The sequence below is a fragment of the Levilactobacillus tujiorum genome (assembly GCF_012641185.1).
In the GTDB taxonomy this organism is placed as follows: Bacteria; Bacillota; Bacilli; order Lactobacillales; family Lactobacillaceae; genus Levilactobacillus; species Levilactobacillus tujiorum.
On record NZ_JAAXLK010000017.1, the window covers coordinates 28,679 to 51,214 of the forward strand.

Genomic DNA, 22,536 nt, shown 5'->3' on the forward strand with positions numbered 1-22,536 from the left:
GAAAGTTTTTCAGGGAGGTTAGATGATGAGTCAAAAGCGTGACGATCAAACGTCGAAAGAGCAAGAGTCCCACCCATGGGATTCTTCGTTTGCCGATGATCGCGACGATCAGGGGAACCTGTCACGAACGAAAATGCGGCGGCAAAATCATAGTAATACTATGGTCACAGTAATTCTGGTGGCGATAATCATCGTGATTGCAGCAGCCTCATTGGTCTATGGCCTGGCCCGTCAAAGTGCGGTGAACCGGCCACAAAATACTGAGAAGGTCGCGGCTAGTTCGTCTAGCTCGTCGTCCAAAAAGGCCAAAAGTACTGCTAAATCATCAAGTAAGCAGGTCTCAAAAAAGAAGGCAACTCCTTCTACAAGCACTAAGAAATCAACAACTTCAACCACGACTGCTAGTTCGGCTAAGACGACTAGCAGTTCTTCGGCTACGACCAGCCACAGCAGTTCAGCGGCAACCAGTAGCAGTCACACGAGCAGCTCGACGAGTTCCAGTGTGGCATCCGGTGAAAAGTATGCCACGGTTGAATCTGGTCAGGGTGTCTACCGGGTCGCTACGAATGCCGGAATTTCTGTGGACAAGTTGTTGCAATTGAATGGCCTTTCTTCAGGGGCAGCGTTGCATCCTGGACAGAAGCTACGGGTTAGATAGTCTTCAATTTAATTGATAGGGAGTTTGGTTTTCATGGATAAACGAGGTTTGCAGGTCGCCATTGACGGTCCAGCTTCGGCCGGCAAGAGTACGGTCGCTAAAATTGTTGCACAACGTTTCCACTACATATATTGTGACACGGGCGCAATGTATCGGGCAATTACCTGGAAAGTGTTACAGGAAGGGGTTGCCCTGGATGATGAGGCTGCGGTCAAACAGCTTTTAGATCAGATTACAATCCGGTTTGAACCCGGAACCCCCGTTCAAAAAGTCTTTGTTGACGACACGGAAGTTACGTTAGCGATCCGTCAACCGGATGTGACGAACGCGGTCTCACAGATTTCTGCACAGTTAGCCGTACGGGAAGAATTGACGGAACGGCAACGGCAGATTGCTGAAGCTGGGGGAATTGTCATGGACGGTCGTGATATTGGGTCGACCGTGTTGCCACACGCAGAAGTTAAGATCTTCTTAGTGGCCAGCGTGGAAGAACGTGCACAGCGGCGGTTGAAGGATAACGCCGCTAAGGGAATTCAAACGCCTTTGGCTACGTTGCGGCATGAGATTGAAGAACGGGATCGCAAAGATTCAACGCGGAAAATCTCGCCATTGACCCAAGCAGCGGACGCAATTCGGCTGGATACGACGTCAATGTCGATTCAAGAAGTAGCGGATCGGATCGCTGAAATCATCCAAGAAAAAGAATCCCTATAAAATGGGCATTTTACTAGCTTTTAACAGCATAATCAGCTAAAATGGTATTTAGAGTTGTCGCAAGGAGGAAAAATTCGCATGAGTGAAAATGGCACGAGTCAAAACAATGAAAACAACGAACTATTGGATGCTTTAAACAGCATCGATAACGTTAAAGTCGGTGACGTCGTTAAGGGTGAAGTTTTAACGATCGATGACGACCAACAAGCAATCGTCGGTATTGCTGATACTGGAATCGAAGGGGTTGTTCCAAAGAAGGAACTTTCCACGAAGCCAGTTGATGATATTAATTCTGTAATTAAAGTCGGGGACGTTCTGGACCTCGTCGTAATTTCTCGTATTGGTACTGACAAGGAAGGCGGTAGCTACTTACTGTCTCAACGTCGTTTGGAAGCCCGTAAGGTTTGGGACGACATCCAAAAGGAATTCGAAGCAGGTCACACGTTGACTGCCCCTGTTACCCAAGTGGTTAAGGGTGGTTTGGTTGTTGACGCTGGTGTGCGTGGATTCGTTCCTGCATCCATGGTCTCTGACCACTTCGTTGAAGATTTATCTCAATTCAAGGGTCAAACCCTGGAATTCAAGATTGTCGAAATCGAACCTAGCGAAAACCGGTTGATCTTATCTCACCGGGCAATCGTTGAAAAGGAACGCGCTGCACAAAAGGCTGAAATCATGGCTAAGTTAACTGCCGGTGATATCGTCGAAGGTAAGGTTGCACGTTTGACCAACTTTGGTGCATTCGTTGACCTTGGCGGCGTTGATGGGTTAGTTCACGTTTCAGAAATCGCCTTTGAACGGGTTGAAAAACCTAGCGATGTCTTGAAGGTGGGCCAAGAAGTTAAGGTTAAGGTCTTATCTGTAGATCCAGATCGTGACCGGATTTCCCTTTCCATCAAGCAAACCTTACCAGAACCTTGGGACGGTATCGAAGACAAAGCCCCACAAGGTAGCGTCTTAGACGGTACTGTTAAGCGTTTGACGAGCTTTGGGGCCTTCGTTGAAGTGTTCCCTGGCGTTGAAGGCTTAGTTCACATTTCCCAAATTTCTCACCAACACATCGCAACGCCTGCTGACGTTTTGAAGGTTGGTCAAGAAATTAAGGTTAAGGTCTTAGACGTTCGTCCAGACGATCACCGTTTGGCATTGTCAATCAAGGCCTTGGAAGAAAAGCCACAATCTGGTGACGAAGCTTCCGAAAGCCACAGCAACAACAACCGGAGCCGGAACAATGGCGGGAACAACAACCGTCGTCGTAACAACCGGAACTCTGCTGAAACTTCAACGGCTAACGCCCCAGAAGAAAGCACCGGTTTCTCTTTAGGCGATCTGATTGGTGATAGCTTAAAGAAGGACATGGAAGACAACGAAAACAACTAATTTAATTGGTTGATGAAGGGTTTGGCGCGGAACTTTGTGGGTTTCGCACCAAACCCTTTTGTTGTCACTGGCACGAAAATGCCAAGCACGATCAGCTTTGACAGACCGCCCATTGTCGTGTAGACTATGGTATTTGTTAGTGGCAATATAATTGTTTATTAGTAAATAGTTTTAAAATATAATTGATTTAAAAAGGAGGGATTTGTCGTGGCTTATCCAGTAGTTGCTATCGTGGGTCGTCCTAATGTTGGGAAATCGACGTTGTTTAACCGGATTGCCGGTGAACGAATCTCAATCGTTGAAGATACGCCAGGAGTTACGCGTGATCGTATTTACACGCGTGCAGAATGGTTAGGTACTGAATTTCGAATGATTGATACTGGGGGAATTGACCTCAGTGATGAACCGTTTATTACGCAAATTACGCAACAGGCCGAGATTGCGATCGAAGAAGCTGATGTGATCATCTTTATTACCAGTGCACCTGAAGGGGTGACTGACGCGGATGAAAATGTCGCCAAGATCTTATATCGGGCCAATAAGCCGGTGTTATTAGCCGTTAACAAAGCTGATAATTCTGAAGTCCGTGAGTCCATCTATGACTTCTACTCACTGGGCTTAGGCGATCCATACCCCGTTTCTGGTGCGCATGGGCTGGGCCTCGGTGACTTGCTTGATGCTGTCGTCAAGGAGTTCCCTGAGGACACTGGTGCGCCTAAAGACGACTCGATTCGCTTTAGTCTAATTGGTCGTCCCAACGTTGGTAAGTCCTCGTTGGTTAATGCGATCCTGGGCGAAGATCGGGTCATTGTTTCTGATGTAGCGGGTACGACTCGTGACGCCATTGATACAAAGTTCACCGCTGACGATACGAAGTTCACCATGGTTGATACGGCCGGGATTCGTAAGCGTGGTAAAGTGTATGAAAACACGGAAAAATACAGTGTGATGCGGGCCATGCGGGCAATCGACAATTCGGATGTCGTCCTCATGGTCATGAACGCTGAAGAAGGTATCCGCGAACAGGATAAGCGCGTCGCTGGTTACGCTCACGAAGCTGGTCGGGGAATTATTATCCTAGTCAACAAGTGGGATACGTTAAAGAAGGACAACCACACGTTGACGGACTTCGAGAACCTAATTCGGCTTGAGTTCCAGTACTTGAGCTATGCGCCGATTATCTTCGTTTCTGCGAAGACGGGGCAGCGACTGGAACAATTACCAGCGATGATCAAACGGGTCTCTGAGAACCACAATAAGCGGGTTCAATCCGCAACGTTGAACGACGTAGTGATGGATGCTATTGCGTTGAATCCAACACCGTCAGACAATGGAAAACGGCTCCGGGTTTACTATGCTACCCAGGTTGCGGTGGCACCACCAACTTTTGTGGTCTTTGTGAACGATCCGAAGATGATGCATTTCTCTTACGAACGTTTCTTGGAAAATCAGATTCGGGAACACTTCGATTTTGAAGGGACGCCAATTCATCTGATTGAACGGGCGCGGAAATAGGGAATGACGCGGCCTTAGACCTACTTTAAGGCCAATTTTCCCGCTTTTCACGATAAAAGTTGTAAAAATAGCGGATAATTGCTAAAAAATGGCGTTATCCCTTGTCATATAAGGCTTCCTGTGCTATCTTTGATTAAGAAATGATGCGGTTGACCGTATTTGTTTCATCATTTTTGGACCACTCAAAAATGACTACTAGATGGCATTCATCTAATCTTCATTGCAGGAGGTGAATTCAAACATGGCAAACAAAGCACAATTGGTTAGCGACGTTGCAACTGCAACTGGTTTAACTAAAAAGGACGCAACTGCTGCAGTTGATGCAGTATTCGATTCTGTCCAAGCAACGTTAGCAAAGGGCGAAAAGGTTCAATTGATCGGCTTTGGTAACTTTGAAGTACGTGAACGTGCAGCTCGTAAGGGCCGTAACCCACAAACTGGACAAGAAATCCAAATCCCAGCAAGCAAAGTACCTGCATTCAAGCCAGGTAAAGCTTTAAAGGATGCTGTTAAGTAATCATAATTAATTATTTAACGGGTAAAGGGCCAGGTCGGCGACTGTCGAACTGGTTTTTTATTACCCAAATTTTGCTGGGCCGAGTGCGGATAGTTTCCATGTTTGAAGAGTTTGCGTATAATTGAGAACGTTGCATTTTAATCAGAACGACTAAATTGTTTAAAGCACATAGTAGGTAATTGGAGGCGGGTTATGAGTTACGCACAAACAGCACTTGATGAATTGGAAAAAGGGCAACTTGATCAGTTTAAGAAGCAGTATGCGCTCTCTTTACGGCATGACGATGATGACACGCTCTTTAGCTTAGGTGAAGAACTGTATTCGCTGGGTTTCTTGAACCAGTCACGCCGGATTTACGAAAAATTACTTAAAAAGTATCCGGACGAAGATGAGCTGCGCACCAATCTAGCTGATATTGCGATTGATGAAGATAAGAATGACGAGGCGTTGGACTATCTGAATCAAGTGAGTCCCGATTCGCCAGCTTACGTCGAAGCATTGATGGTGGCGGCTGACCTGTATCAGACACAAGAACTCTTCGAAGTGAGCGAACAGAAGCTGTTAACGGCTAAGAAATTGGCCCCTGACGAGCCAGTCATCACGTTTGCCTTGGCCGAGCTCTACTTCACCATGCGAGAGTTTAGAAAGGCCATTCCGCTGTATTTAGACCTGATTACGGCAGGGACGACGGCGCTCTCACGGGTCAATATTGTGGAACGGTTGGGTGTGGCCTATGCCAATGCGGGACGGTTTGAACAGGCGATTGGCTATCTGAAGCAGATTCATACGGGTGATATGACGCCGGATGTTAAGTTTGAAACGGCATTTACTTACCTGCAATTGAAGGAACGGACTGAGGCAATCAAGCTATTCAATGAGTTGAAGGAAAGTGATGCCCATTACACGTCGCTTTACCCGTACCTGGGACAAGCCCTGGAGCAAGAGAATCGTCTGGCTGAAGCACTAACGGCCTTGCAAGAAGGACTAGGTGTGGATCAATACAACGAAAAACTGTGGTTACAGGCCGCTCACGTGGCGACACGCTTAGACGATGAGGCCTTAGCGGAAACGTATCTGAAGAAGGGTCACGAGCTTGACAGTGACGACATCGCGGCGGTTATCCAATTGAGTAACTTGTACGTGAAGCAGGAACGCTGGGACGAAAATGAGCAGTTGGCCAAGCCATACGTGAAGGCCGAAGACGCTGATCCCCAGTTGTATTGGAATCTGGCAGTGACGGCCAATCATCAAGAGGACTTTGCGGCGGCTCGTAAATACTATGACGCGGCGGCACCGTTCTTCATGGATCAACCGGACTTCCTGAAGCCGGCCATTTACTTCTACCGTGAAGAGGGGGCCAGCGAACAAGTGGTTAAATTGCTAACGGCGTACCTCAAGGTGGTACCGGATGATGCGGATATGGCGTTGATGTTGGAAGGTTATCAGGACAATTAAACACTGAAGTAGCGTAAGGGAATGGTGGCATTAAGCGACCATTCTTTTTAATAAGCTAACACACAATAATTACTTTAACTTATTTCCCACAAAAATAAGCAACCGCAAAGACCGCGGTTGCCAAAGTTCACTAGGGTTTTAACCTGCTCAGCAAGCTCTTTTTCGGTCGTGCAAAGGTAAATCCTTCACCCATCGCTTCATTCACATTAGTAATCGACACAAATGCTTTGGGATCGTGCCGAGAAATAATTTGTCGCAGGCGGTGGAGCTCACTAGGCGCTACGACCACGTAAATCATCTTTCGTGGCTGGTGGGAGAAGCCACCTTCACCATTCACGAGGCTAACCCCGCGTTGAAGCTCGTCCATAATACTGTTTGTAATATCCTGATAATGCTCGGAGACAATGATGACCCCACGAGCTGCGTAGGCACCTTCCTGAGTAAAGTTGACCAGGCGGGCGAACACGTAGGAGTAAATCAGCGTATAAGCCATGTGCTGAACGTCAATGTATACCAGTGAAATAAGCAGAATCACGACGTCCAACCAGAGAAGCGTTTGACCCATGGGCACGCCGTAGAACCTTTCCATAATGCGCGCAATAATATCCGTTCCACCGGTAGTGCCACCATAACGGTAGAGTAGACCTGACCCTAGGCCACCAGTCAGCCCAGCAGCCAGTGAAACCAGCAGTAAGTCTTTATGAAGATCGATGGCAAAGGGAACCCGTTGCCAAATCCATAAAAATAGCGCCAGCATAAACGTGCCGTAAATCGTGTAAATGAGTGACTGACGGCCTAAAAACCGGTAGCCAATCAAAAGCAATGGGGCGTTGATCAAGATCGTTGAGTAGGCCGGATCTAAGTGGAATAGGGCCCGAATAATCAGCGTGATCCCGGAAATACCTCCATCTGCTAAGTGGTTAGCAATATTGAAGAATACCAGACTAAAAGCCATCGTTGCACAACCAATACCAATCATCAACAGGTCAATCAGCCGGATAGACTCGTCCTTAACTTGTGTCATGACGTTCTCTCCTAACCAAAATTAGTTTCCTAAAGGTCAGATCGCTGTCATCAAAGCAGTTCTAACGGGGGACCCTTAGAATTTTTACCTTTCTATCATAGCACAGTGCAAACGGTAACAGGCGAGAATTCTACGGTTGAGTGGTGACTTTAAATTCATTTATCTGGCCGAATCTGTTAGACTGACATATAGAGTATTGACGGTGTGAAGCCGTCAGAACATTTGGCTGTTACAGCTGGCGAAAGGTGAAATTAACATGAAGTTGGAACATTTACCACAAGAGTTTGAACTTGCACGACCAGTCTTACAGACGATCGAGCAGGCTGGCTATGAAGCGTATTTTGTCGGTGGCAGCGTCCGTGATACGATCCTAGGCAAGACCATTCATGACGTTGATATCGCCACCAGTGCCTATCCAAACGAGATTAAGAGCTTGTTCAAGCGAACCGTGGATACTGGAATTGAACACGGCACCGTCATGATTTTAGACCATGGCACGGGCTATGAGACGACCACGTTCCGCTCGGAATCAACCTATACCGATTTTCGCCGGCCAGATCAGGTCACCTTCGTTCGTTCCTTAACTGAGGATCTGAAACGCCGTGACTTTACAATTAACGCGCTTGCCATGCGAGAAAATGGCGAAATCATTGACTTGTTCGATGGGCTGGCTGACCTCCAGAACAAGCAGATCCGGGCCGTTGGCAACGCTCAGGAACGCTTCCACGAGGATGCCTTACGTATGATGCGCGCCGTTCGTTTTGCCAGTCAGCTTGACTTTACGATTGTCCCAGATACGTTGGCGGCAATTACGGCCCATGCGCAGTTGCTGGCTAAGATTGCGGTTGAGCGGACGCAAGTTGAGCTAATCAAATTATTGATGGGCCAAACGCCGCAGCGCGGGCTCACCGATATGCTCACTACGGGGCTCTGGCAGTACTGTCCGGATTTTGCGGCCCACGAGTCGGCCTTACAGTCGCTGGCCGATCGCTTAACTCAGGGCGTTTCATCGGAAACAGCGGTGTGGACGTTGCTGACGACACAGTTTGCCTTATCACCAACGGCAGTTACCCCGTTCATGAAACACTGGAAGACCTCCAATCAGATGATCAATGCCGTGCAAACAACCAGCAAGACAGCAACGTTGTTAGCGCAAGGTGATTTAGATGATTGGCACCTTTACCAGTGCGGCCGTGAGCTGATCAGCGAGGCCAATGAAGTGGCTGTCGTGCTTGGGGCACCTGATCGCCTAGCGTCATTGACCGATCGTTTGGCAGCCCTACCTATCCAGCGTAAAAAGGAACTGGCCGTCACGGGCCGGGATTTGATGCAGGCAGGCATTCAGCCGGGGCCACAATTAGGCGCCATTCTGGAAGACCTGGAATACCGCGTCGTTACGGGCGCCGTCGCCAATGAAAAAAGCGCATTAGTCGCCCAAGCAACTCAATCATAATTTTAAAATTAAGAGAGTGAAGAAACTATGCAAACCTTACGTGCAGAGAATTTACACCGAACATACGGGGAAAAGACCCTGTTTGACAATTTAAACTTTATTATTAACGAGCACGATCGAATCGGCTTAATTGGGGTCAACGGTAGCGGGAAGACCTCCTTACTGGATACGCTGGCCGGAGTCAGCAACGAACAATCCGGCGAGCTTTCCACGCCGAAAGACTATACCATTGGCTATCTCACACAGAAACCAGATCTGGATGAAAATTTGACCGTGATGGACGCCGTCTTCTCCGGCGATCAGCCCGTCTTTAAGACGATTCGGCGGTACGAGGACGCCTTAGCGACCTATGGCAATCACCCGGAAGATGCCAAGGCACAGCAGCGTTATTTGGACGCCGAAGCACAGATGAATGAAGAAGACGCTTGGACCGCCGAGAGCGATGTTAAGACGATTCTCACGCAGCTTAAAATTACCGATCTGTCGCAAGCCATTAAGACCATGTCCGGTGGTCAGATTAAGCGGGTGGGCTTGGCCCAAGTGCTGATTCAATCACCAGATCTGTTGTTGCTGGACGAACCGACCAACCACTTGGACTTTGACTCCATTGCTTGGCTACAACAGTATTTAGCAGCCTACAAGGGCGCCTTACTCGTAGTTACCCATGATCGGTATTTCTTGGATCAAATTGCTAACCAGATTTGGGAATTAGATTTTGGGAAACTTTACCAATACCCTGGTAACTATCAGGCTTATGTACAAGAGAAGGCTGAACGGGTCAATCAGGAAGCCGAAGCGGATCAGAAGCAACAGCGCCTTTATAAAAAAGAGCTGGCTTGGATGAAGGCGGGGGCCAAAGCCCGTTCAACCAAGCAACAAGCGCGGATTAATCGGTTCAACGATCTCGCAAGCAACGTTGGCACACGACAGGTCCAGGACAACGTCTCAATCTCGCTGGGCCAGCAACGGTTAGGTAAAAAAGTCATTGAACTGAAGGATGCCAACCTCACTTTGGGTGGGCATACCATCCTCAAGGACTTTAGTGACCTGATTCAAGGTGGCGAACGGATCGGAATTAGTGGGGAAAACGGGGCCGGTAAGTCTAGCTTGCTGAACGTGATTGCCCAGCGACTGCCATTAGATTCCGGGATTGTGTCCATTGGTGAAACGGTTAAAATGGCTTATTATACGCAGCAGATTGAACCAATTCCCGACGATAAGCGGATGATCAATTATCTCTCCGAAGTCGGTCAAAACGTCACTGATAAAGCCGGAAATTCCGTCAGTGTGACAGAATTACTCGAACAATTTCTATTTCCGCGCTTCATGCACGGTACGCTGATTCGGAAACTATCTGGTGGGGAAAAACGACGCTTGTATCTGTTGAAATTACTGATGGAACAGCCCAACGTCTTGTTACTGGACGAACCGACCAATGACCTTGATATCAGTACACTGACGGTCTTAGAAGATTACATTTCTCAATTTGCCGGAACCGTGATCACGGTTTCTCATGACCGGTACTTCCTGGATAAGGTTGCGGATCGACTGTTGATTTTTGACGGTAATGGCCAGATTGAACGATACTCGGGACGTTTCAGTGCCTACTTAGCGGCTGCCCAGCAACAAAATAAGGCGGCCAAACCAGCTAAGCCGAAAGAAGCTAAGAAGCCCGCCGCAACCGCTGAAAAACCGAAGCAAAAGGTCAAGCTGACTTATGCGGAACAGAAAGAATGGGAAGGTATCGAGGGCGTCATTGACGGCCTGGAAGACCAAAAATCCCAAGTTCAAGCGGCGATGAATGCCAATGGTGCCAACTACGATAAGCTGGCGGACTTACAGTCACAGCTTGATGATCTGGATCATCAACTCGATGAAAAAATGGCCCGTTGGGAATACCTGAGCGAATACGCAGAATAGGAGACGACGTCAATGTTAGAAGATGCTTATCTGGATTTAGCCCGGACCGTTTTAAATGATGGTCACCGTAAGTCTGATCGAACCGGCACGGGAACCTTGAGCTTATTTGGCTATCAGATGCGATTTAACCTGCAGGAAGGGTTCCCGTTGTTAACGACTAAAAAGGTGCCATTTGGGCTGATTAAATCCGAATTGTTATGGTTTTTAAAGGGCGATACTAACATTCGCTTCTTACTCCAACACCACAATCACATCTGGGACGAGTGGGCATTTCAGCGATTCATCGAAAGTCCCGATTACCATGGTCCTGATATGACCGATTTCGGTCGTCGGTCGTTAGTTGACGCTGATTTCAATCAACAATATCAAGCGGAGAAAAAGGCTTTTGACGACCGTATTCTCAATGACCAGGCTTTTGGTGACCACTATGGAGACTTGGGTCTGGTCTACGGCAGTCAGTGGCGCGCTTGGCAAGGCAAAAATGGTGAAACGATTGACCAGATTGCCAATGTCATTGACACGCTACGAACCCATCCAGATTCTCGGCGGATGATCGTTTCGGCTTGGAATCCGGCTGACGTTCCCTCTATGGCGCTGCCGCCTTGTCATACCCTCTTCCAGTTCTATGTAAACGACGGCAAGTTAAGTTGTCAGCTCTATCAACGCAGTGGCGATATTTTCCTCGGCGTACCCTTCAACATTGCGAGCTATGCTTTGCTGACCTCGCTGATTGCTAAGGAAGTCGGCTTAGAGGTGGGTGATTTCGTCCACACGTTAGGTGACGCACACATTTACAGCAATCACATTGAACAAGTTAAGACTCAGCTGGCACGGACACCTAAGCCAGCGCCACAGCTATGGCTTAATCCAGACAAAACGAGTATTTTTGACTACGATATGACGGACATCAAAGTGACGGGCTATGATCCAGCGCCAGCAATCAAGGCCCCCGTCGCGGTCTAATCTGATTAGGAGGGGCAAGCAATGCTAATCTTTCTTTGGGCGGAAGGGCACAATGGCGTGATTGGCGAAAATGGCCAGTTGCCATGGCATCTACCAGCCGATATGCACTTCTTTAAAACCGTGACAACGGGCAACACGATTATTGCGGGTGCACGGACGTATCGGTCCTTTGGTCGGCCGTTACCGCACCGGCAGAACATTGTGGTCACACATCAAGCCGCGGCAAACTTTCCAGAGGACGTCATCGTCCTGAATTCACTCACGGCCGTTCGCGAATACGCCGCCGCTCACCGCGAGGAAAAACTCTTCGTCGTTGGCGGTGCGCAACTCTTTATTGGGCTACAAGACGATGTCGATTGGCTTTACCGCACTGTGATCGACGCCAACTTTACGGGGGACACCTGGATGCCAGTGATTGATTACGATAAATTTCAATTGGTGGCGACGCAACCGGGTATTCGCAACGACCAGAATCCTTACGACTATCACTTTGAACAGTACCAGCGACGTTAATTGTTGAAGCTTAAACGACTATGAGTTGAAAATTTAGTATCTGGTAAAGAATTCATGCTGCTAATTTGACCGCGCTCCGGCTCCGATTGTTTTTTACCAGAACAAAGGTTAGGAAGTAGAGGTACTTAGCATCTTCATCACAACTGACAGAAATTGTGTCGGCTATTATTTCAGGTGATTAGCGCTACATTAGCCGTGAGGTCGGTAGATATGGGCTCAGGCGCGTCGTTCTACTTAGTTAGTAAGCGACCTTCTTACTGGCTTAGTAGAAAACCAAGCTTGTAGACTCGGCACTTTCGAGGCTTCAAGTTGTCTTCACACCGATCCAGCCCGTATCTGCCGACCGGTAAGGCGAAAGGGATCATCAAGGTTGCCTAGTTTTAGTACCAATGGCGTTGCTATGACAATTGTGGATATTCAGCCTTCAATGAACAACCTAAAAATGACACCGGCCCCTGAATCGCAGAGGTTGGTGTCATTTTTAATGGCGCGCTGGTTAAGCGCCATCAGTTAGTTAATTATGCGTAGAATAAGATTGAGAAGTACATGAGCGCTGTTCCTAGCATTACGAAGATGTGCCAGATTACATGACCAAACGGAACGCCCTTAAAGCTATAGATGACGGCGCCCAATGTAAAGGCGACGCCGCCGAGAAATAGGAGGGTAAATCCGACCGGACCTAAGCCGTGGAACAGCGGACCGATTCCCATCAGGCACATCCACCCCATGATGACGTAAATAACGGTGGATAGCGTTTGCCATTTTCCCAGCCAAATCGCCTTGTAAATAATACCGGCCACGGCCATCGCCCAGATGATTCCGAACATCCACCAGCCCAGCTGACCGCCGACCACTAACAGACTAAAGGGCGTATACGTACCGGCAATCAAGAGATAGATGGCACAATGATCGAATATTTGAAAGACGTGGCTCGCTCGCGTAAAGTACAATCCATGGAAGAGGGTTGACGCTAAATAGAATAGGACCAAAATAATACCGTAGACGAGGAAGGTCGTCATCCGCAGGGCACCACCCTTACCGTGCGCTTGTAAAATTAAAATAACTAGCCCCGCAATACTCAACGCGGCTCCGATCCCGTGAGTCACGGCATTAAGAACCTCATTGACAATTTGGTAAGTGCGACTACGTTCTTTTTCCAAACAAATTCCTCCTTCGTGGACTGCTGCCAATCAATAATTTTGGCTAATCAGTTCGGCGAGTTAGTAGAATTACTGAAAATGTTCAGTAATTCTGCTATACTATTACCGTATGTTTCATTACGCATATTGTAGCATAAACCAAAATCTCTGGTCAGAAAGAGTGGGATACCCATGGCTAAAATTAAGATTGTTACGGATTCTTCTGCTGGTCTAACCGACCAACAAATCCAGGATTACAATATCACCATTATCCCGTTGACGGTCATGATCGATGACACCATTTACGTTGAACGGGAATCCATTACGAATAAAGAATTTATTGAAAAAATGAAGAGTTCCAAGAGCTTGCCCAAGACGAGTCAACCACCATTGGGAAAGTTCGTTGAAACGTTCGATAAGTTAGGGCAAGACGGAAGCGCCGTTATTTGCTTCAACATGTTGGCAGCCATCAGTGGTACGGTCCACACGGCGGAACAAGCTGCCCAACTGTCCAAGACGGACGTGACGGTCGTTGACAGTCAGTACACGGATCAAGCCTTGGCCTTTCAAGTGATTGAGGCAGCCAAGCTAGCGGCCGAGGGGGCTGACAAGCAAGCGATCTTGGACCGTGCTGCGGCCGTTCGTGACCATACGAAACTATTCATGGGAATTGTTACTTTAGAAAACATTCTCAAGGGTGGTCGATTAAGTCGTGCTGCAGGTATGTTAACCTCATTATTGAATATTAAAATTGTTTTACAAGTCACTGGTGGTGAACTGAAGATTCGGGCCAAGGGGCGTGGTATGAAGACCATTGATCGGTACTTTGACAAGGTATATGACCAAATCAAGCAGACACCGGACATCATGTCGATCGGTATCTCCCACGTTGAAGCCTTTGATTCCGTTGATAAGATTCAAGGGGAGTTACACGAGATCTTGCCGGACAAGAATGTCCTGGTTCGTGAAACGGTTCCGATCATTGCCACTCATGGTGGCCCCGGGGCTTTCGCACTGATGTATTACACTGATCCAACTAAATAATCAGCGTTAAACTGAGGAAAGGGGTGGCCAGGCCACCGCTTTTTCTTTATCCCGAGGGGGAATTCTAGTGAAAAATGTAAAAGGCTTTAGTAAAATTGTGGGCGTTACCCTATTAATCGTATTGGTGGCCTTAGCCGTTCTCACTTACTGGCATCCGGGGGCCCGAACCACCTTGAATGGAAATCATCCTAATGCCGTGAACCGGCGCAAAGTCGTCCGGGTCGTCGCGCTGGGCGATTCTCTAACGCAAGGCGTTGGTGACCAACAGAAAAAGGGCGGCTATACCGAGCGCCTCCAAACGATGATTCATCGCCGCGACCATGTCAAAGTTGACATGCACAATTACGGCAAGTCCGGCGACCGTAGTGATCAGATTGAAGCCCGCTTGGTCAAGAGTAAGGCCATGCAGCAACAGGTTAAACGCTCACAGGCTATTGTCATGACAGTAGGGGGCAACGACTTATTACAAACGTTAACTAAAAATGCCACTATCAATCAACAATCGCAATTGAATACCCAACTTGACAGTGCCAAAATGGCTTATCAAAAGAAATTACGTGAGTTGTTGGATACGGTACGCCATTATAACCCGCGAGCACCGATTTTTCTGTACAGCATTTACAACCCAGTCTACGTTTATTTTGCCAATATTGACCAACTGACAGATGCAGTCGATGGCTGGAATGCCGCCACTAAACAGACGGCAGGGCAGTATAAGGCACTGTACTGGATTGATATTAACCGGGCACTATCAGTGGGCCAATTTAAGTCGGCCACTCAACAGGCCCAGCTGAAACGGCAATCGCAGGATGTCAATGACGGTAAAATCTCTACTAAAACTTTTCAGGCCACTATCTTGGCCAGCGATGCAAGCGACGAGTTGAACCATTACTTGTCGCCGGCAGATCATTTTCACCCCAATGCGAAGGGCTATCGGTTAATGACGCGGTACGCTTTCAACGAGATGCAAGACCATCAGCAGTGGTTATTGAAATAACCATTTAAAACCAGCGAGGAGGAATTTAACGGTTATGCAACGTCATGCAGTACAAAAAGCAAAAACACCACGAAATTGGTGGAAATGGGGCTTCTTAACCCTGGTCGCACTACTAGTGATCGTACTGATTACGCTGGGAGTGAAGGCAATGGGGACGACCAAGGTTGCCTCCACAGCCAAACCAGCTACCGATACGACCAATATCAATGTGACCCTCAATAAAAAACAAGTGAATGCTTTGGCAGACTACTACGTCAATAAATCGTTGAAGGGCCAATCCGTGAAGTATCGGTTTCAGGTGACGGATGACGCCATCTTGACGGGATCAACCCAAGTCTTAGGGGCCAACGTCAACTTTGTTTTACTCCTCAAGCCAACCGTGTTACCCTCAGGAGATGTGCAGCTGAAGGCTGAGAAGCTCTCGGTGGGCTCGTTACCGGTACCAGTAAGCTTTGTCATGAGCTACGTGGCGAAGAATTATCCACTGCCAAAATGGGTGTCCATGGATAGCCACAAGAAGATCGCAACGCTCCACCTCACCGCCATTGGCGACGGCAAGAAATTGTCCTATGCGGCAAAGAAGATCGACCTGTCTGGCCCCGGCAAGTTTGTGTTCCAAGCACGAATTCCAGACTAACGAAGGAGGCTCACCATGCCAAAGACTTTTTATCAATTTCTAATGACCCAACGTAATCCGGAGAGCTACGATCCTATCGCTAGTTTTGCGAATAATGCCTTTCTGGACAGCTCGTTTCCAAAGCAGGAAACGGAATTTGAACCTTTATCAAAATATTTAGAAGAAAACGCCTCGTATCTACCCTCAATGACCATCTTTGACGATGCCTGGCAGCTGTATTTGGCGGCACTGGCGTAATCCCATATTAAATTCAAGATCAAGTGACTCACATGCCCGCAATAGCGGGTTTTTTTCGTCCGCACCGTTAGGCAATCAATCAGGCAAATCGTCTAAAATTCAAGTCAAAGGATCCGTAGCACCACTATCTGAAATGAGCGAGAAATGGTAGAATAAATCAGTTAAGTGAGATTGTAGCTTCGAATTTCTAAAGCAATTTTGAGGGGAACCCATTCGGTAAATTGTAGGTGACCCGCCCGCCGCTACGAAATGCGCGGAGGGAAGACCCTGATCAGCACGTAATAACTAAGTTGCCCAGCTTGAAACAGCCCATGGCAACGTTGACCTAAATTTCGATTATTTAAAGAACACTAAGGCTCAAAAGCCTTGGTATAAAAGGAGTTATCAGCAATGTCAACAATAAATTGGTTCCCGGGTCACATGGCGAAGGCCATTCGACAAATGGAGGAAAATATCCACCTCGTCGACATCGTCTTTGAGCTTGTCGATGCGCGGATTCCGGCGTCTTCTCGGAACCCCGAAGTCGCTCGAATTGCGCAAAACAAGCCGCATTTGGTGATCTTAACCAAGAAAGATTTGGCCGATCCTCAGCAGACGACCGCTTGGCTTAACTATTACCGTCAGCAGCATCAGCCGGCAATCGCCATCGATTCACGGGCAAACGTCACGCCAAAACAAATCACTAAGATCGCGCTGGATATTTTAGCGGATAAATTAGCCGCCGAACAGGCCAAAGGCTTGAAAGAACGGCCAATGCGCGCCATGACGGTCGGTGTACCTAACGTGGGGAAGTCCACGTTACTCAATCACTTGGTGCAGCGTAAAGCAGCCCAAGTCGGCGATACGCCGGGAGTTACGAAGGGACAGCAGTGGCTACGATCCAGCAAGCACCTGGAATTACTCGACACCCCGGGAATCCTCTGGCCGAAGTTCAAGGACCAGATTACGGCCCAAAAGCTGGCTTTGACTGGGGCGATCAAGGAGAAACTCTACGCTAAAGACGACGTCGCTCTGTATGCCCTCAGTTTTTTCCGTCAGTATCATCCCCAAGCCCTACAGGAACGCTACCACCTGGTTCAGGAGGATCTCACGTTAAGCGACGTCGACCTCTTACTTAAGATCACGGCCAAAGTGGGTATGCGCGATGACTACGAACGGGCAAGTGAACGCTTGATTCTGGACGCGCGGCGCAAGAAACTAGGGGGCTTCACTTTGGATCGTGCACCAGTGGTTGGTGAGTCCATTGAGTGAACGGCAACCGAGTTTGGCGGCACTCAAAACAGAATTAGCTGATGTCACAGACGCGGCTGACCCGCGTTTGCTGGCATTAGCGGCCGATTCGCGTAAGGGCGCCCAATTACTTCTAAAACAGATTCAACGGCGCTTAGAACGTCAGGAAATCGCTGAGAGGGCCTTTCAGGAGCGTCTCCACTACGAACGGCGTTTCTGGGCAGAAGGCAAACTGGTCGCCGGCATCGATGAAGTCGGGCGCGGTCCCTTGGCTGGTCCAGTCGTCACCAGTGCCGTCATTCTACCGCAAGATTTTGATATTCCTTTGGTTAATGACTCTAAACAGTTAACGCCTAAGGAACGTGCTCGCCTCTACCCGTTAATCCTAGCCCAGGCCACCGCCGTTAGCATTGGTATTGGGAGCAACACGTTGATTGATCAAATCAATATCTACCAGGCGACCCGGGTGGCTATGCAACGGGCCGTCCTAGGCCTAGGGGTGCCACCGCAACACTTGATCGTGGACGCGATGCAGATCCCCGTTGATCTTCCGCAAACCCGATTGATCAAGGGTGATGCCAAGAGTGCCAGTGTCGCCGCCGCCAGTATCGTCGCTAAGGTGTACCGTGACCATCTGATGGACACCTACGATCAACTTTATCCGGGTTATGGCTTCAAAAAGAACGCCGGGTATGGCACTGCAGAGCATCTAGCCGGATTAGCCGATCGAGGCGTCACTCCGATTCACCGAAAAACTTTTTCACCCGTTCAAAAAATAATTACCGCTCAATCACGGAGTTAGTCCTAAAGAGGACTAGGAGGTTGTTTCCTTGCAACTGACACTTCGTGATTTTTTCATGCGCATTAACTTGGTCACCGGCGTGGGCCAGCGGACGGCCAATGCTTGTTGGCGCTGGTTATTGATCCATCCCGACGTTAAATTAATTGATGCCCCACTGGTCACTAAGATGGCGGCCGAGCTCATGCTCGCTCCGCAACTAACTGCCGCACTACAACTTGATTTATTCAGTCGTGAGACGAATGATACCGTTACCGAAAATCTTACGCATAGCGGCTGCCTCACCATCGCGGATGCTGCCTATCCCGAGCAACTGCGAGAAACGTACGCACCACCCTTAGCACTTTACTTTTTAGGGGATTTACGTTTATTAAAGGCCCCGCAATTAGCAGTGGTGGGCTCGCGACGGCCTACCGATTATGCGCTGCGTGTGATGCGTTTGCTATTGCCAGCCGTGATTGAACGGCGCGTTTGCCTGGTATCTGGCCTTGCCCAAGGGGTCGATACGTTGGCGCACCAAGTGGCTTTGGCTCATCGGGGCACCACGATTGCGGTAATTGGCACCGGGCTCGATCATTGCTATCCTGCCGCCAATCGGGAGCTCATGACAACCTTGGCCCATCACCAGCTTATTTTATCGGAATATCCTTGGGGGACACCCGGCGCGCGGCATCGTTTTCCGGAACGCAACCGGATCATCGCCGGTCTTTCTCAGAGCGTACTCGTGATCGAGGCCGCTCATCATTCGGGGAGCCTGATCACGGCCAATATTGCCTTGCAGAAGAATCGAAATGTCCTAGCGGTACCCGGGACAATTGACGGTAAAAATTCGGTGGGGACCAACGAATTAATCCTTGCTGGGGCGAAACCAATCTTGAATTCCGAACATATAATGGAAGAAGTTTTAGTTGACAAGTTACCCTAACTTGAAATACGATGAGTGGGATTATAGTGAAAGAATTAGCGAACCTAACGTTCGTCGTAAAAACAAGTACGGGAAGAGCCAGTGCCAAGCACTAAAGCCCTGCGATCTCTTCTCAACCGAGGGAGTAATGTGATTTGCCGACTAAGTCAAAAGCGAAAGCTAGTACAAAGAAGCGGCGGAAACCGCAGAAAAAATTAGTTATCGTTGAATCACCGGCTAAAGCGAAGACAATTGAAAAATATTTAGGGCGGACTTATAAAGTCGTGCCTAGTCTTGGCCACGTCAGAGATTTACCTAAGAGTTCGATGGGTATCGACTTCGATAACAACTACGATCCACACTATATTTCTATTCGTGGTAAGGGTGACGTCATCAAGGGGCTCCGTTCCGAGGCTAAAAAAGCCAAGGCCGTCTACCTCGCATCTGACCCTGACCGTGAGGGAGAATCGATTGCCTGGCATCTGGCGCACATCTTAAACTTGGATGTGACGGATAAGAACCGGGTAACCTTTAATGAAATCACTAAGGATGCGGTCAAAGAAGCCTTTAAGACACCGCGTTCGATTGATATGAACCTAGTTAACGCCCAACAAGCTCGGCGAATTTTAGACCGGTTAGTCGGGTATTCCATCTCGCCTTTGCTCTGGAAGAAAGTCAAGAAGGGACTCAGTGCTGGCCGGGTTCAGTCGATCGCCTTATCGTTGATTATCCAGCGGGAAAATGAGATTAAAGCCTTTCAACCAGAAGAATACTGGACGATTGATGCTGACTTCAAGAAAGCCCGGCACACGTTTAATGCTAGTTTCTACGGCTTAAACGGAAAAAAGGCTGGCCTGAAGGATAATGCAGCCGTTCAGGATGTCTTAGGGAAGCTTGATAAGAAGGGCAACTTTGATATTACCAATGTCGTGCGTAAGGAACGGAAGCGCACGCCACAACCACCATTTACCACCAGTTCCATGCAACAAGATGCTAACCGGAAGCTCAACTTCCGAACTCGGAAGACCATGATGGCTGCTCAGCAATTGTATGAAGGGATTAACTTGGGTAAAGAAGGGACGCAAGGGCTCATCACCTATATGCGGACCGACTCCACACGGATCTCTAGCATCGCTAAGCATGAAGCCTCGACGTTCATTCATGAGAAGTATGGTGCGGAATATGCCGCGACTAAACCCATCAAGGGTAAACTTCCTGAGGGGGCCCAAGATGCCCATGAAGCGATTCGGCCAACCTCTGTTTTCCGGACACCAGCTAGTCTGAAAGAACGTTTAACCAAAGATCAATTCCGCTTATACCAACTGATCTGGAATCGGTTTGTAGCTAGTCAAATGACCAACGCGGTAATGGACACCATGGCGGTTACTTTGGAACAAAACGGCGTGACGTTCCGGGCCAACGGGTCGAAGATGAAGTTCGAAGGTTTCCTGAAGATTTATAAAGACGGTAAGGAAAAAGATAACCTCCTACCTGATCTCGAAATCGGCGATCAAGTGACCTTGGCCAAGACCGATCCGGCACAACACTTCACGCAGCCACCTGCACGATATTCCGAAGCCAACTTGATTAAGGCGTTGGAAGAAAATGGTGTCGGTCGACCATCGACCTACGCACCAACGCTAGATACGATTCAACGGCGTTACTACGTCAAGCTAGTGGGCCGGCGGTTCGAGCCTACTGAATTGGGAGAAATTGTCGATAAGATCATTAAAGACTACTTCCCAGATATCGTTGATGTTGGCTTTACTGCCGACCTTGAAGGCGAATTAGACAGCGTTGAAGAAGGCAAGCAAGACTGGATTAAGGTCATTGATAACTTCTACAAGCCGTTCTCAACCGAGGTGGCCCACGCCGAAGACGCCATTGAAAAGATCCAGATTCGCGATGAACCAGCCGGATTTGACTGTGACATCTGCGGTGCCCCTATGGTGGTCAAAATGGGACGTTATGGGAAGTTCTACGCTTGTTCCCGTTTTCCAGATTGTCGAAATACCAAGGCAATTGTGAAGGAAATCGGTGTTGTTTGTCCCGTTTGTCATAAGGGGCAGGTCATCGAGCGCAAGTCCAAGAAGAACCGGATCTTCTACGGTTGCTCCCGTTATCCGGACTGTGACTTTGTTTCCTGGGATAAGCCAGTCGGTCGTGACTGCCCTAAGGATGGTCACTATCTGGTCGCCAAGAAGATTCGTGGCGGTGTGCAAATCGTTTGTCCAAATGGCGATTACGAAGAAGCTCCACAAAAATAACAATTTTTTGAGAGTCTGGAAAATTCCAGGCTCTTTTTTTGTCGTCGATTCTACATGAGATCGTAGATCATCTGCATGACCAACCATCACCAATCAAAAAAGCCTCAAGTCGACCTTATGGTGTCAAGACTTGAGGCATTGCTTTAAACCGAAAAATTTAACTTGCTAGCCAAATTTCCGGATGATCAAAGGCCAACTGAAGTTGTTCTAAGAACTGACTGACGTGATAACCATCCGCAACCGCGTGATGAATCGTCACAGACAGGGGCATTTGCCAGCGCTTGGCTTCTAGTTCGTACTTACCCGCCTGAATGACGGGGAAATACGTATTCAATGGTGTAAACGGCAGCGGCGTATAGCTGGTAAAGTGTGTCCAGGGAATGCTCCCAATCATATAGGTATTACCGCTTTGTGGCGCCTTAGGCATGGGCGTGCGTTGATCACCGTATGCTGCCAGATCAGCTAAATAATTGTGGTGAAATTGTTGAAAGTCTGGATCGTATGCTGTCCAGAGACTAGAGATGCTGTGATCGTCCGTATGCATCACGGAATAGGATGGGTGAAGGACGTCGTAGCGAACGAGTTGACCCTCTTGGGTTCGACCAATTCTAAACTCTGGTGTCTGTGTGATCACCTTGGAGACCAAGTAAAGATAGGCTGCATTAAATTTCAAATCACGATCCGCCAACCATTCCTTGGTAGCCGTCACGTCCAACTCGACATTTAGCGTAAAGCCAGTTGGCATCATCTTAGTAAAATAGTAAAAATATTCTCGCCGTGACCAGCTTGTCTGGTCAATGGGGGTGCTAATCGTATTTAGTTTCGTCATGGTTAACTCCTTAATGTTGATTGTAAGCCGGATGACATTTTTCTAGCCATTCAGCCTTGAGATCCTTGAGAGCTTGTCGAAGGTTGTCGGTCTCACTGGTATCTGCCTTCAAAAGCACGCGGTAGCTAAAAGCAGAAGCGCCCAACGCATTCCAGTCCGCTTGGAGATCGGTGTCATGATAGAAATTTTCGTTCAAATTCGTTTGATAGTACCCCCAACGGTTGTGGACGTTGCGGGCCACATCGATAAAGATCTTACCGTTCTGCTCATTTTTAATCTCAATGACACCGTAAAAGGTCGGTGTCGCTTTATACTGTTGAATAAGTTCTTTACGATTCATA

Annotated in this window: 22 protein-coding genes; 18 read left to right on the plus strand and 4 right to left on the minus strand. The window is 48.3% G+C overall.

Annotated features, from left to right (window positions below; translation table 11 throughout):
* Nucleotides 1-25 precede the first annotated feature (25 nt).
* The 6 genes from HF569_RS08915 to HF569_RS08940 all read left to right on the plus strand — a co-directional run bounded on the left by HF569_RS08915 (nt 26) and on the right by HF569_RS08940 (nt 6,239).
* A complete protein-coding gene (locus HF569_RS08915; RefSeq protein ID WP_168902165.1) occupies nt 26-658 on the plus strand; it encodes a LysM peptidoglycan-binding domain-containing protein in 633 nt (210 codons plus the stop codon).
* Between the two features lie 33 nt (nt 659-691).
* Nucleotides 692-1,372 (plus strand): (d)CMP kinase, encoded by a 681-nt coding sequence (gene cmk, locus HF569_RS08920; protein WP_168848570.1) that lies wholly within the window; start codon nt 692-694, stop codon nt 1,370-1,372.
* A gap of 78 nt (nt 1,373-1,450) precedes the next feature.
* Nucleotides 1,451-2,752 (plus strand): 30S ribosomal protein S1, encoded by a 1,302-nt coding sequence (gene rpsA, locus HF569_RS08925; RefSeq protein WP_168848571.1) that lies wholly within the window; start codon nt 1,451-1,453, stop codon nt 2,750-2,752.
* 207 nt (nt 2,753-2,959) lie between these two features.
* Nucleotides 2,960-4,267, plus strand: coding sequence for a ribosome biogenesis GTPase Der (der, locus tag HF569_RS08930; protein WP_168902166.1), 1,308 nt, complete (start codon nt 2,960-2,962; stop codon nt 4,265-4,267).
* Between the two features lie 241 nt (nt 4,268-4,508).
* Nucleotides 4,509-4,784: an HU family DNA-binding protein gene (locus tag HF569_RS08935; protein WP_011667553.1), complete on the plus strand. Its 276-nt coding sequence runs from the start codon at nt 4,509-4,511 to the stop codon at nt 4,782-4,784.
* 192 nt (nt 4,785-4,976) lie between these two features.
* Nucleotides 4,977-6,239, plus strand: a complete 1,263-nt coding sequence (locus HF569_RS08940) for a tetratricopeptide repeat protein (protein WP_168902167.1) — start codon at nt 4,977-4,979, stop codon at nt 6,237-6,239.
* Between the two features lie 130 nt (nt 6,240-6,369).
* Here the strand turns inward: HF569_RS08940 and HF569_RS08945 are convergent, their stop codons facing one another.
* Nucleotides 6,370-7,263 (minus strand): YitT family protein, encoded by an 894-nt coding sequence (locus HF569_RS08945; protein ID WP_168902168.1) that lies wholly within the window; start codon nt 7,261-7,263, stop codon nt 6,370-6,372.
* 256 nt (nt 7,264-7,519) lie between these two features.
* Here HF569_RS08945 and HF569_RS08950 point away from each other — a divergent pair, with 256 nt between their 5' ends.
* Genes HF569_RS08950 through HF569_RS08965 form a run of 4 tightly spaced genes read left to right on the plus strand, consistent with a single transcriptional unit; the run spans nt 7,520 to nt 12,112 of the window.
* Nucleotides 7,520-8,716 (plus strand): CCA tRNA nucleotidyltransferase, encoded by a 1,197-nt coding sequence (locus HF569_RS08950; protein WP_168902169.1) that lies wholly within the window; start codon nt 7,520-7,522, stop codon nt 8,714-8,716.
* 27 nt (nt 8,717-8,743) lie between these two features.
* On the plus strand, nt 8,744-10,636 hold the full coding sequence (locus HF569_RS08955) for an ABC-F family ATP-binding cassette domain-containing protein (protein ID WP_168902170.1): 1,893 nt from the start codon (nt 8,744-8,746) through the stop codon (nt 10,634-10,636).
* Between the two features lie 12 nt (nt 10,637-10,648).
* Nucleotides 10,649-11,599, plus strand: a complete 951-nt coding sequence (locus tag HF569_RS08960; protein ID WP_168848577.1) for a thymidylate synthase — start codon at nt 10,649-10,651, stop codon at nt 11,597-11,599.
* 21 nt (nt 11,600-11,620) lie between these two features.
* Nucleotides 11,621-12,112 (plus strand): dihydrofolate reductase, encoded by a 492-nt coding sequence (locus tag HF569_RS08965; protein WP_168848578.1) that lies wholly within the window; start codon nt 11,621-11,623, stop codon nt 12,110-12,112.
* Nucleotides 12,113-12,630: 518 nt separating this feature from the next.
* Here the strand turns inward: HF569_RS08965 and trhA are convergent.
* Nucleotides 12,631-13,272, minus strand: coding sequence for a PAQR family membrane homeostasis protein TrhA (gene trhA / locus HF569_RS08970; RefSeq protein WP_168848579.1), 642 nt, complete (start codon nt 13,270-13,272; stop codon nt 12,631-12,633).
* 171 nt (nt 13,273-13,443) lie between these two features.
* Here trhA and HF569_RS08975 point away from each other — a divergent pair, with 171 nt between their 5' ends.
* The 8 genes from HF569_RS08975 (at nt 13,444) to topA (ending at nt 21,366) form a co-directional block, all read left to right on the plus strand.
* A complete protein-coding gene (locus tag HF569_RS08975) occupies nt 13,444-14,295 on the plus strand; it encodes a DegV family protein (protein WP_168902171.1) in 852 nt (283 codons plus the stop codon).
* Nucleotides 14,296-14,362: 67 nt separating this feature from the next.
* Nucleotides 14,363-15,292 (plus strand): GDSL-type esterase/lipase family protein, encoded by a 930-nt coding sequence (locus HF569_RS08980; RefSeq protein ID WP_168902172.1) that lies wholly within the window; start codon nt 14,363-14,365, stop codon nt 15,290-15,292.
* Nucleotides 15,293-15,326: 34 nt separating this feature from the next.
* Nucleotides 15,327-15,929, plus strand: coding sequence for a YpmS family protein (locus HF569_RS08985; protein ID WP_168902173.1), 603 nt, complete (start codon nt 15,327-15,329; stop codon nt 15,927-15,929).
* Nucleotides 15,930-15,944: 15 nt separating this feature from the next.
* On the plus strand, nt 15,945-16,166 hold the full coding sequence (locus HF569_RS08990; protein WP_168848583.1) for a YozE family protein: 222 nt from the start codon (nt 15,945-15,947) through the stop codon (nt 16,164-16,166).
* A gap of 390 nt (nt 16,167-16,556) precedes the next feature.
* Nucleotides 16,557-17,417: a ribosome biogenesis GTPase YlqF gene (ylqF, locus tag HF569_RS08995; RefSeq protein WP_168902174.1), complete on the plus strand. Its 861-nt coding sequence runs from the start codon at nt 16,557-16,559 to the stop codon at nt 17,415-17,417.
* On the plus strand, nt 17,410-18,198 hold the full coding sequence (locus HF569_RS09000) for a ribonuclease HII (protein WP_168902175.1): 789 nt from the start codon (nt 17,410-17,412) through the stop codon (nt 18,196-18,198). The genes ylqF and HF569_RS09000 overlap by 8 nt, the downstream gene beginning before the upstream one ends.
* Nucleotides 18,199-18,226: 28 nt before the next feature.
* Complete coding sequence (dprA, locus tag HF569_RS09005) at nt 18,227-19,120, plus strand: DNA-processing protein DprA (RefSeq protein WP_168902176.1); 894 nt, start codon at nt 18,227-18,229, stop codon at nt 19,118-19,120.
* 134 nt (nt 19,121-19,254) lie between these two features.
* Nucleotides 19,255-21,366, plus strand: coding sequence for a type I DNA topoisomerase (topA, locus tag HF569_RS09010; protein ID WP_168902177.1), 2,112 nt, complete (start codon nt 19,255-19,257; stop codon nt 21,364-21,366).
* A 157-nt stretch (nt 21,367-21,523) separates the two neighbouring features.
* Here the strand turns inward: topA and HF569_RS09015 are convergent, their stop codons facing one another.
* Nucleotides 21,524-22,195, minus strand: coding sequence for a chloramphenicol acetyltransferase (locus HF569_RS09015; protein ID WP_168902178.1), 672 nt, complete (start codon nt 22,193-22,195; stop codon nt 21,524-21,526).
* 10 nt (nt 22,196-22,205) lie between these two features.
* The gene (locus tag HF569_RS09020; RefSeq protein WP_168902179.1) at nt 22,206-22,535 is read right to left on the minus strand and encodes a GIY-YIG nuclease family protein; all 330 of its coding nucleotides are present in this window, start codon (nt 22,533-22,535) and stop codon (nt 22,206-22,208) included.
* Nucleotide 22,536: the final 1 nt, after the last annotated feature.

Bases quoted from the DNA above. Each gene is read 5' to 3' on its own strand.
- HF569_RS08965 (WP_168848578.1), top strand. From the start codon at position 11,621: ATGCTAATCTTTCTTTGGGCGGAAGGGCACAATGGCGTGATTGGCGAA.
- HF569_RS08940 (WP_168902167.1), top strand. From the start codon at position 4,977: ATGAGTTACGCACAAACAGCACTTGATGAATTGGAAAAAGGGCAACTT.
- HF569_RS08935 (WP_011667553.1), top strand. From the start codon at position 4,509: ATGGCAAACAAAGCACAATTGGTTAGCGACGTTGCAACTGCAACTGGT.
- HF569_RS08985 (WP_168902173.1), top strand. From the start codon at position 15,327: ATGCAACGTCATGCAGTACAAAAAGCAAAAACACCACGAAATTGGTGG.
- HF569_RS08915 (WP_168902165.1), top strand. From the start codon at position 26: ATGAGTCAAAAGCGTGACGATCAAACGTCGAAAGAGCAAGAGTCCCAC.
- ylqF (WP_168902174.1), top strand. From the start codon at position 16,557: ATGTCAACAATAAATTGGTTCCCGGGTCACATGGCGAAGGCCATTCGA.
- HF569_RS08955 (WP_168902170.1), top strand. From the start codon at position 8,744: ATGCAAACCTTACGTGCAGAGAATTTACACCGAACATACGGGGAAAAG.
- HF569_RS08950 (WP_168902169.1), top strand. From the start codon at position 7,520: ATGAAGTTGGAACATTTACCACAAGAGTTTGAACTTGCACGACCAGTC.
- HF569_RS09020 (WP_168902179.1), bottom strand. From the start codon at position 22,535: ATGAATCGTAAAGAACTTATTCAACAGTATAAAGCGACACCGACCTTT.
- HF569_RS08975 (WP_168902171.1), top strand. From the start codon at position 13,444: ATGGCTAAAATTAAGATTGTTACGGATTCTTCTGCTGGTCTAACCGAC.
- HF569_RS08960 (WP_168848577.1), top strand. From the start codon at position 10,649: ATGTTAGAAGATGCTTATCTGGATTTAGCCCGGACCGTTTTAAATGAT.
- rpsA (WP_168848571.1), top strand. From the start codon at position 1,451: ATGAGTGAAAATGGCACGAGTCAAAACAATGAAAACAACGAACTATTG.
- cmk (WP_168848570.1), top strand. From the start codon at position 692: ATGGATAAACGAGGTTTGCAGGTCGCCATTGACGGTCCAGCTTCGGCC.
- HF569_RS08990 (WP_168848583.1), top strand. From the start codon at position 15,945: ATGCCAAAGACTTTTTATCAATTTCTAATGACCCAACGTAATCCGGAG.
- HF569_RS08945 (WP_168902168.1), bottom strand. From the start codon at position 7,263: ATGACACAAGTTAAGGACGAGTCTATCCGGCTGATTGACCTGTTGATG.
- HF569_RS09015 (WP_168902178.1), bottom strand. From the start codon at position 22,195: ATGACGAAACTAAATACGATTAGCACCCCCATTGACCAGACAAGCTGG.